General features: G+C 37.6%; 9 protein-coding genes. All 9 read right to left on the bottom strand.

The genetic code is table 11. The features are described 5' to 3' along the window. Positions 1-279, bottom strand: a 279-nt coding sequence (locus tag AC29Z1_RS08210; RefSeq protein WP_488270974.1) for an aminotransferase class I/II-fold pyridoxal phosphate-dependent enzyme, incomplete at its 3' end; no start/stop codon positions are given. 12 nt (positions 280-291) lie between these two features. Continuing rightward, complete coding sequence (locus tag AC29Z1_RS08205) at positions 292-927, bottom strand: acetyltransferase (protein WP_488270973.1); 636 nt, start codon at positions 925-927, stop codon at positions 292-294. Continuing rightward, on the bottom strand, positions 912-2717 hold the full coding sequence (locus AC29Z1_RS08200; RefSeq protein WP_488270972.1) for a sugar transferase: 1806 nt from the start codon (positions 2715-2717) through the stop codon (positions 912-914). The genes AC29Z1_RS08205 and AC29Z1_RS08200 overlap by 16 nt, the downstream gene beginning before the upstream one ends. A 108-nt stretch (positions 2718-2825) precedes the next feature. Further along, positions 2826-3860 (bottom strand): glycosyltransferase family 2 protein, encoded by a 1035-nt coding sequence (locus AC29Z1_RS08195; RefSeq protein WP_488270971.1) that lies wholly within the window; start codon positions 3858-3860, stop codon positions 2826-2828. Positions 3861-3954: 94 nt separating this feature from the next. Next, entirely contained in the window at positions 3955-5040 is a 1086-nt protein-coding gene (locus tag AC29Z1_RS08190) for an acyltransferase (RefSeq protein ID WP_488270970.1), read from the bottom strand. A 33-nt stretch (positions 5041-5073) separates the two neighbouring features. Further along, a complete protein-coding gene (locus AC29Z1_RS08185; protein ID WP_488270969.1) occupies positions 5074-6621 on the bottom strand; it encodes a lipopolysaccharide biosynthesis protein in 1548 nt (515 codons plus the stop codon). A gap of 27 nt (positions 6622-6648) precedes the next feature. After that, positions 6649-7836: a glycosyltransferase gene (locus AC29Z1_RS08180; RefSeq protein WP_488270968.1), complete on the bottom strand. Its 1188-nt coding sequence runs from the start codon at positions 7834-7836 to the stop codon at positions 6649-6651. Then, entirely contained in the window at positions 7833-8957 is a 1125-nt protein-coding gene (locus AC29Z1_RS08175; protein ID WP_488270967.1) for a polysaccharide pyruvyl transferase family protein, read from the bottom strand. The genes AC29Z1_RS08180 and AC29Z1_RS08175 overlap by 4 nt, the downstream gene beginning before the upstream one ends. Positions 8958-8984: 27 nt before the next feature. Further along, on the bottom strand, positions 8985-9936 hold a 952-nt coding region (locus tag AC29Z1_RS08170), incomplete at its 5' end, for an EpsG family protein (RefSeq protein WP_488270966.1).

The following is a 9936-nucleotide window of genomic DNA, read 5'->3' as shown; positions in this document are numbered from 1 at the left end:
AGGATTTGCAGATGCAGCAAACGTTAGGGATGAGCAAAAAACGATATCCCCTCTAGTAACGTTAAGCAACTTTAACGCTAAATGTATGGCTGCTGTACCAGAACTCAATGCTACCGCACCCTTAACCCCCACATACTCCGCTATTTCCCGTTCAAATTGCTCCACATGGGGACCAAGTGGAGCAATCCAATTGGTGTGAAAAGCTTCTGCCACCATTTGTTGTTCTAAATCCCCGATATGGGGTGGTGATAGATAGATACGTTTATTTTGCATAACCATGTTATCCACTCCTCACACTACATGCTTCTTCACGATCCGCCCAGGAACCCCGACAACCGTAACATCATTGGGTATGTTTTCAGTAATTACAGTCCCGGCTCCCAGAATCACATTATCACCAATAGACACCTGCTGAATTACTGAAGAACCTATCCCCAGCCAACTATAATTACCTACCCGGACTGTCCCTGCTAAACGAACACCAGGTGATATATGCACTCCATACCCCAACTCACAATCATGGTCAATCGAAGCAGAGGTATTAATAATGCTTGCCATCCCTATCCGGGTTCCTGCATTAACTGCAGCTTGTGCAAAAACAACGCTTCCCGCGCCAATCCATGCCGATTGACTAATAAATGCAGTTGGATGAATCACTGTTGCCAGTACAAAACCCATTTGACTTAAACGCCGGGTTAACTCCACCCGCAATATGTTGTTCCCCAGTGCTACTACAAGATGTGAATACTCTGGTAAAAATTGAAATGCCTGGGCAATTGTACCTACAACCGGCCATCTGCCTGAAAACTGTATTGTAGGATACTGATCATCTAGAAACGCAATTTTCTCCCATAATCCACTCTCAAAAGCAGTATCGGCAACAACTCTTCCATGTCCACCTGCGCCTGCAATTAATAATCCTGCCATTGTTCACTACCTCGGTATTTTTCCATTGTTACATGACCTTGCTGATGTATTCCATCTGTTGAAATCACTTTTAATACTGTCAGCCAAAGAATTTTCACATCTAACCAAATCGACCAATTATCCACATACCAAACATCTAACCTAAACTTGTCCTCCCATTTTAAGGAGTTTCTGCCATTTATTTGAGCCCATCCAGTAATTCCGGGTTTAACCTCATGTCTGCGTGCCTGTTCAGCAGTATATAAAGGTAAATACTCCATTAATAATGGCCTTGGCCCAACTAAGCTTAACTCCCCCTTTAGTACATTCATGAGTTGGGGAAGCTCGTCTAGGCTGAATTTCCGCAGCATTGCGCCACTCTTGGTTAGCCGCTTTTCGTCAGGAAGCAGATTTCCTGCTTCATCTCGTTCATCCGTCATAGTGCGAAACTTATATATATTGAAAGGTTTAGCATGTAAACCCGGTCTTGTCTGTTTGAAAAAAACCGGAAAACCCATCTGACTTACAATAATGGCAGCCACCACCAAAAAAACCGGTGATAAAATAACCAGGAGACTACTAGATACAACCAAATCAAACATTCGTTTTATCAATAATTCCACTCTACGACCCGTACCCAACTCCACTGCAGCCAGCATGTCCTGGTAAAATTCCCTCATATTCTTCCATACGGTATCCTGATTGTATAATTCTGTAACTCTTTGTCTCGCTGCTTGCCCCATTTGCACAGCCAGTTTTTTGTCATGTAACAGCAGCTCCACGGCTTTTGCTAGTGCGCTGCTATTGCCTACCGGTACTAGCAACCCTGTCACACCATCAACCACAACATCCACACACCCTGTTGCTCGCGTGGCAACTACAGGAATCCCCATGGCGCCGGCCTCAAGTAATACAGTTGGCAAGCCTTCACGGTATGTCGGCAAAATAAGTAATTCCATCAGCTTGTAATACGGTATCGTGTCAGTAACATAACCTACATGAATGATCCTCTCATCCTGGACAATTTTTTGTCGTGTATTTTCTGAGATTGGGTCACCGTCTTCAAATTCTCCCAACAACAACAGATATAGGTTAGGGTGTTTATCTTTCAATACTGCAAAAGCTTCAATAAGTTCATATATCCCTTTATCCTTTGTTAACCGACCAATAAACCCGATAAATCTGGCATCTTCCCTAATATTGTTTTCCTTACAAAAGGCGGTTTTATCTAAACTAAGCGAGTTCATATTGTTAAATATGCTGAGGTCAATACCGTTACAACTACCTTCCCCTAGTACCGTAATCTTATCTGCTGTAGCTAATTTATGTTCTATAAATTTACTCTTTAGGCTTTTACTTACACATAGTATCCTATTAGCGCAAAACGCAGTGATTCTCTCGGTTACCGTTAATAATATCCGTTTCCATCCCGTCAGTGTCTCCAGACGCAATCCATGACAAGTGTATATCCTAACAGGTACTCTACAGATAAACGCTGCTATACTAACTAATAGCCCTGCTTTTGGTGTTCCGGCATTGACAAGCGAAGGTTTAATTTTTTGGAATAACCTTACTAATAAATACAGGCTGCGAATATCCTTCCAGATAGATATTTCCCGTTCCATTGCCAACGGGTAATATGTTACCCCTTCATGATTAGCCCAGCCGGGCGAGCATACTACCGCTATGTCAAATCCGGCTTTTTGTAAATAAACAATTTGCCCTTTAAAGAAGTCCATGCTTATGGCTGATGTGACAGCCAATACTAATAATGGTCTTTGGCGATATTCCGAACTATGCTTATGACTCAATAGTTTTGTACCTCCTATTTACATTTTTGGTTATTATTACCATAGATATGCAAAAAAAATATTCTGCTATCCCTATTTACCGTCTGCCTATTCTCGATACGGCAACGTTTACACTCCAGACCAATGTACTTTCCGACTTGGTCTAACCGCTCTAATCAGCTTTGATAGATATACATATATGCACATACAGATTGGGCTTTTAAGACGAACGATCCTCACTAATATATCCTTGCAACGGACACTTCTGCCGTTGGGTATGCTAAATACCGTTTGAAAATGATCATGATGATTTAATCGTCTTATTTCTCGAATCTTATACAACACAGTGGTGTTTGCATCTTTATGAAACAAAGACATTATAGCAAACATATATTCAGTAAATATAAATCGCATAATTGCCAACGAATGTTTTTGACGATTTACCCGTTTTTTATCTAACAGGTCCTGGAATTCATGCATCATTATGATCCTACTATTAACACCAGTTGTAGTAAGCTTAGATGATAAGCTACCCGCCGCACGCTTATACCAGTTATACACCCACTCTTTAACAACCTCAATCGTATCGGTAAATTTAAGATATACTAAGTTAAAAAAAGTATCTTCTCCTATGTCAATTCTCTCATCAAAACGAATATTATTTTCGATAATACACATTCTCCTATATACTTTACTCGTAACAGTAGTAAGTAACCCATCATTATACAACGCGGGAAAGTCAGCAGCAACTACCTTCCCTTCCATAGATATTATGGTCTTACCGCGTGGAAGGTCTGTTGCCTCGTCAATTATAGTAAAACCAAATACTAATAAGTCAGGTTTATTTTTTATATGCGATAGGATCAGTTCGATCATATTGGGTACTACGGTGTCGTCAGCATCAACAAACGTAATATATTCTCCTCTTGCCTTTTCAATGCCTAAATTTCGAGCAGAACAAACTCCGCCGTTTTTCTTTCTCACTAGCACAAAATTACTATATTTAGACGCATACTCATGACAAATTGCCGCACTTCGATCTGTTGACCCATCGTCAATTATAATAACCTCGAAGTTGCCATTGGTTTGTTCTACAAACGAATGTAAACATCGCTGTAAATAGGTTTCGGCATTAAAAACAGGAATAATTACACTTATCTTCATTTTAAAACCTCACTCATTAGCTGAAATTACTCCAATTTTATCCGTTTATCACTATTGCAGACACCCATATTTCTAGACAGATGATATAAAATCTTTATGCCTTAAGAAGCTTGCGCCTAGTTTCTCCGATGAATAGTTTATTATAAGGTACTTTGCTGATAACACGTACTGTCAGTGTGCTTAGGACTGTCATAAATAAAAATAATCCAACATAAAACCAAAGCGAAGACATGTCCACTTTTAACGCCGGAGCCATGGCATTAACGAAAATCCGCAAATAAAAAACATGAATAAGATAAATGCCAAAAGAATATTTTCCTAGATAAAGCAATCCACGCTTTAACAGGCGATCTGACTGATACAATGTGTTCGATATGGCAAAAAGGTAGGTTATTATAGTTGTAAACAAAACAAGTTCCAATAGAATACGGCTAAGTGCTATCATATAATTTTTTTCACCGTAAAATACATCAATCCAGGCTGTGGTTATTGGTATGATAAGCATGGATATAAATGCAAACATTTTGAACTTGTTCTTTAAAACACATTGTACGATTAGGTCTTTATAGGAAAAGAATATCATCCCTAACAGAAAATATACTATCCAACCGAGAAAGGTTGTACCAAACAGCAGTATGTCTACAAAATTATGTTTCACCGGAAAATCATTCACCGCCGTCCAAAGGAGTTGTAGGATCACGGCACCAAATAAAAGTTTTTTATATTGAAAATTCACCATAAAATGCTCATATACTTTACGGATGACCGGGTAGAATATATACATTCCGAATAAAGCTTTAAAAAACCAAAGATGAAAACTGGCATTAAAAGTAATTATATATTTTATCATCGTCAGCATGGAGGATATATTTGGATGAAATAAGTAACAATAGAATATGGAGGACAACAGATATGGGGGTAACGTATTTCTAAATCTGTTTTTGTAAAAACGCAAATAATGAAACGATCCCGGGTAATTTCGTGCTAACACGAAACCGGAAATAAAAATAAATAATGGTACTGCAAAGTGCGCCATAATATCTATCACGATATTTGCCAACACCAGCAAATTTACTGCGTGAACGTATTTGAAATACATGCTTGTATGTATAAGTAAAACCCCGAGTATTGCCCATCCACGTAATAGCTCTATACTTCCATCTTTCGCTTTACCAGCCATACTGTCGCCTCCCCCGTGGATTCACAGACTACCCTACATTTTATAAACAAACTGCAGACGACTACATACTAGGCCTCTGATAATACTGAGCACATGCGCAAACTCTATGGTTTTATAAAACAAAATAATAAATATAGTATTAGGAATAAGTAAGCAACAAACCGTTCTCCCTATAAAACTTAAAAACGTATTTGTGGTAAACATTGAGCAAGCAAAATCTGTAATAAATGCAGCGGTTATTGTAGCCATTGCATATATTGCATATTTTCTAAAATATTCTCTGAGAGGTCTTCTCAAACCGTACCGATACAAAATGTATGGCTCTACCCAAAAGCTAGTAGTAACCGTACTTGTAAGTGTTCCTAATAAAATTCCTGCCAAACCCAGCTTTGTTGCCAAAATAATAGATGCTATAAGATTGACTGTAACTTCAAAAATAGGTTTATATCGATCTTGCCAAAACAATCCCATGGTGTCTTTATATATCAATACGGTTTTTCTCATGCCTGTTATAAAAAAATTGCTTACAATCAGCAAAACAATATACTTGCTTATTATGTATTGACTACCTATCCACAGAACAATAAATGGATTCATTAATACCCAGAAGGCTACGGCGCAAAAACCATAGAGCCAGAAATTTATAAAGAAAGTCGTTTTAAAAATGCTATTTGATTTCTCAAGCGTTTCCTTAGCGTTGAGATGACCTATACTGGCACTAACTGACGAAAAAATCTGATGTAAAAACCCTACTACGATTCCAATTATCATACTGTAATTGGAATACAATCCTACCCAATACACACCGACAAATGATGCAATTAAGATATTCTCTATACTAAGGATACATACTCCACCGATTTTATGAAAAATCATAGCAGTTATATTTCTAAATATAGTGTTGCGTGTTTCTTTGTCTAAGAATACTTTGCATCGGTTTTGCAAAAACGGATACAGCTTATCTGCTTGTTTGGATAGGAGAAAATTACAAAAAAAGTTACACATGATTTGTACAGCTAAATACATAATAAAATTCTTAGTCTGAATGAGTACTATGATTTGCATGATATTTTGCAATATGCTAAATATATTACTGTAGATAACAGTAATATATTGTTTCTGGTCTGCGGTAATAATTGCACTTTTATACGCAAACAAGTAGGAAATGACTGAATTCAGTACAAACATTAAGTATATTAATAATAAGTTTGGTATATCAGGTTTTTCTGTTAGTATCTTATCCAAAAAGGGTAATATGGCCAGTCCCAATAGAGCAACAGAGCAGGCAATAATTTGATAAGCAGTAGCGTAGAACTGCATCAATGCTTTAATTTTAGTTTCATCTCTTTCAGCTAAGGGTTTATACATACTATATGTGATTGCACTACCGATCCCAAGTTCAGCCAGAGACAATAAAGAAAGTATATTGCTAAATAATCCACTAACGCCTAAATACTCTGCACCTAAGGTGTTAATAAACACCGTTCTGCCAGCAAAGCTGAAAAAGATCGTAAGTAATCGTCCACTCAAATTAAATATTAGATTTCTCATTGTGTTTGTTGTTCTTGAACTATAATCCATGTATAAATCCCTTCTGACTACTCACTTTCATTCAGCTAACACCAATTTGTATATTTTTTCCATTTCTTCTATGTTACCCTTTTTCTCAGCTTCTAAAAATCTAATAATATTGGTTCTGAGTATATGGTCATGTAGCATCCTGCTAACCCCATCACAAACGGCATCAGCATTCATGTCCACAACCAGTCCATTTTTTCCGTCAATGATTTGATTATGCACAGCATCAAAATTAGTAGTCACAACCGGTTTATTTAACATCCTTGCCTCCGCTATGGCTAATCCAAATCCCTCAAATCTTGATGTTTGGATATATATATCACAGTTTTTAATATAGGGATATGGGTTTGCGCTAACACCTAACAGAACAAAATCTTGTTCCAAGTGATTTTGGTGCAAATACTGCTTGATTTCATCACGCAAAATACCCTCTCCAAGAACATACCAGCGAAAACGAATGCCTTGTTCTTTTAGCTTCTTGCATGCCTCGATAGCTATATCGTAGCCCTTGGATTGTACCAACCTGCCAATTGTAAGCAAGCGCCAGCCGTCAAAATTATCTGTATACCCCTCCCCTTGATCGGCCAGCTTGCTGATTACATACGGGTTATTTATATCATAAACAACCTGTATTTTCCGAGAAAATTCAGGGAAGTTAGATACTAAGATTTCTCTTGCCAAATCTGAAACGGCTACGATGGTATCCACTTCATCATAAAATGGATAATCATAATCCCTGTCATACCCGGCCAATGTATAATTCGTATTGACCCACGCCAACTTCTTTTTGGCAGTCACCTTTTCCGCAACATAATAGGTAGGAAAACCTTGACTATATGCAATGGCGACATCATATTCCTGTACATGATTTTCGATCATGCTGGAAACATTTTTCCATAACAACTGCGCTCCATGCAGTTTTTTATTTTTCCTTACGGCAATCGTGTGTTTTACCCTTTTAGTTAGCATGTGAAATGTAAGTTGCTTAAGCGAAGAAAATATCGCATCTTTTATTGGCATTTCCATAAATTTTGAATACGGCAGAGGATGTAATATATGTACCTGTTTTGGTACTAATGTCTCAAAAACGCCGCCTCTTTTAAACAAAAGCAAATCTACAGAAACTGTAGCGTAATCAAGTAATGTAAGAAGCGAAAGTAAGCTTTTCTCAGCACCCCCGCAGGAAAGTGAATCAATGACAAATAAGACTTTTTTCATACTACACCTTTTTCTTTATTTATGCTGTTATACAGATACTGTTTTGACCTTGCTATCATTTCACTCAATTTACTATTAACAGCATGATAATTGATCGCCGGAAAAACATTAACTATATCCCGTTCTGTCGCGACCAACCGAGTTATCATTTGTAATGAGGTCAATAAATCTACCATTCTTGTATTTATTTTTTCACTTCGATTAACGACACAAAAGTTTTTCTCGAATATAATGGCAAATGCTGTAGCATGAAACGAGTTCGAAATCACAAACTCCGCATGTTTTATCAGGGATACAAACATCTCAGGATCAGCAAACCAAAAGTTTCTGTCTGCATATTTGCATTTGTAGTCATTGATGGAATATATCTTTAGATTATGCTTTCGTGCAATCGTAATGGCCGCTTTTTCTATTAGATCATTTTTTTCAAAATCATAAACCAGCAAATACTTTTCAGTGGCTCTATATACATCAAAACGGCACCATTCTTCTTTATCCAATAAGAAGACAGGGTCCACAACTTGTACACCGCGTTGAATTCCTAATGTCTCCAGTATCCTTAATCCACTGCTCTCACGTACCGAGATGCTGTCTAAGCGGCTTATTTTTTCCTTTATAAATTCTTTATACTCGTCAAGTATATCTACACTTGCAAAACTTGGGGCATATGATATTTTTCTCTTGTCCTTTTGAGAAACAAAATCCAAATAAAAGGCCGGGTCCCTGCCATTGGGAAATAGGCAGTTCCATATCTGATCACTACCACAAATATAAATATCCGCCTCCGGGGGATTTGCTTTTAACTGTTCATTGGATGTATATCTGACTGGAGTTAGTTGTAAGTATTTCTTAGTAAACAAATCAAATGCCCGCTTCCTTTTCAAGGAAACAACTCTCCCCGGAAACTTTACAAGCAAATACATCATTTTTTTTATGATGTTGGTATTCCATGCTGGGTGGTTAATCGCTAACAAGTCATAATGACGTGATAAATAGTCTGGCTTATAATTGATTATCTTTACATCGTGGCCTTGTCCTTGCAGATATTTCATTAATGCATATGCTTGTAATGATGCACCATGGTTATACACATCATGGCAGGTTATCGTTTTTATTAACATGGTTGCATTAGATTCCTTTCCTAATAATTACTCCAGAAACCCTAAAAATTCGCTTCTGTATACCATATGCAGCGTAATGACCATTTCATAATAGTAATAAATAAAATAGAAAAATAGGCACGCATTATATAAAGCTGTACTGGTTTTAGGAAATAGGTTCTTAATTAACCATGGTAAAAGAAGTAGGACAGAAAGACCAAAATAGATAGTCATTCTCGCAAAGATCCAGTTCTGCACCGCAAGTATATAAAAGACAAGATTTAATACACTAAAATTGATAAGTATATTGACGAGCTTGTCATTGCACTCTTCAATCGCTTTTCGGCCAATATAAGCTAATACTACCGGCACCGCAGCAATCAGCGCTCTCATTACATTTGCGCCTTGGTTTGACGCAAGTATATACTCTTGATAATGTTCATATTGGGTTCCCTCTAATGACCCCAGCAGAAAAGCACCAATTTGACTAAATGTCAAAAGGACCACGACAGAAGCAGCTAGTGTTATGCCTACCAGTCTGCTCCAGGGATTTAATCTGACAAAGAAATAGACCGGAATAAAAATCAACGCCGACAGATGCATGGTGCTCATGACTAACACGACACTGAAAAACAAAAGCCATCTTCCATCCACAATCCACTTAATAAGGAAAAACAATACTGACGCAACCAAAAATTGCCGCACGCCGTTCATCGTAACCAGATACATCCCTGAGGTTATGTACAAAAATAGGCTAAGTTCAAAAATTGCCGAATGTTTATATAAGATAATAAAAATTAATGTATTGGTAATCAGCGCGCATATGAGTAAAAAGACCTGGGGGTCGCTCGAGACAAACTCTTTGATAAAACTGGAAAAAAGCTTAAATCCATCATCACCTTTAAATAAGGTGAAATTTTCCATTGCTTCTGCAACCGTATCCGGCACATGATTAACGAAACTTCGAACATAGGTAAATGTATCCCCGATGACCCCAAAT

This window comes from Sporomusa sp. (assembly GCF_057736855.1).
Note: the sequence above shows the minus strand (reverse complement) of the source record. Positions and strands in the feature narration are given on the sequence as shown.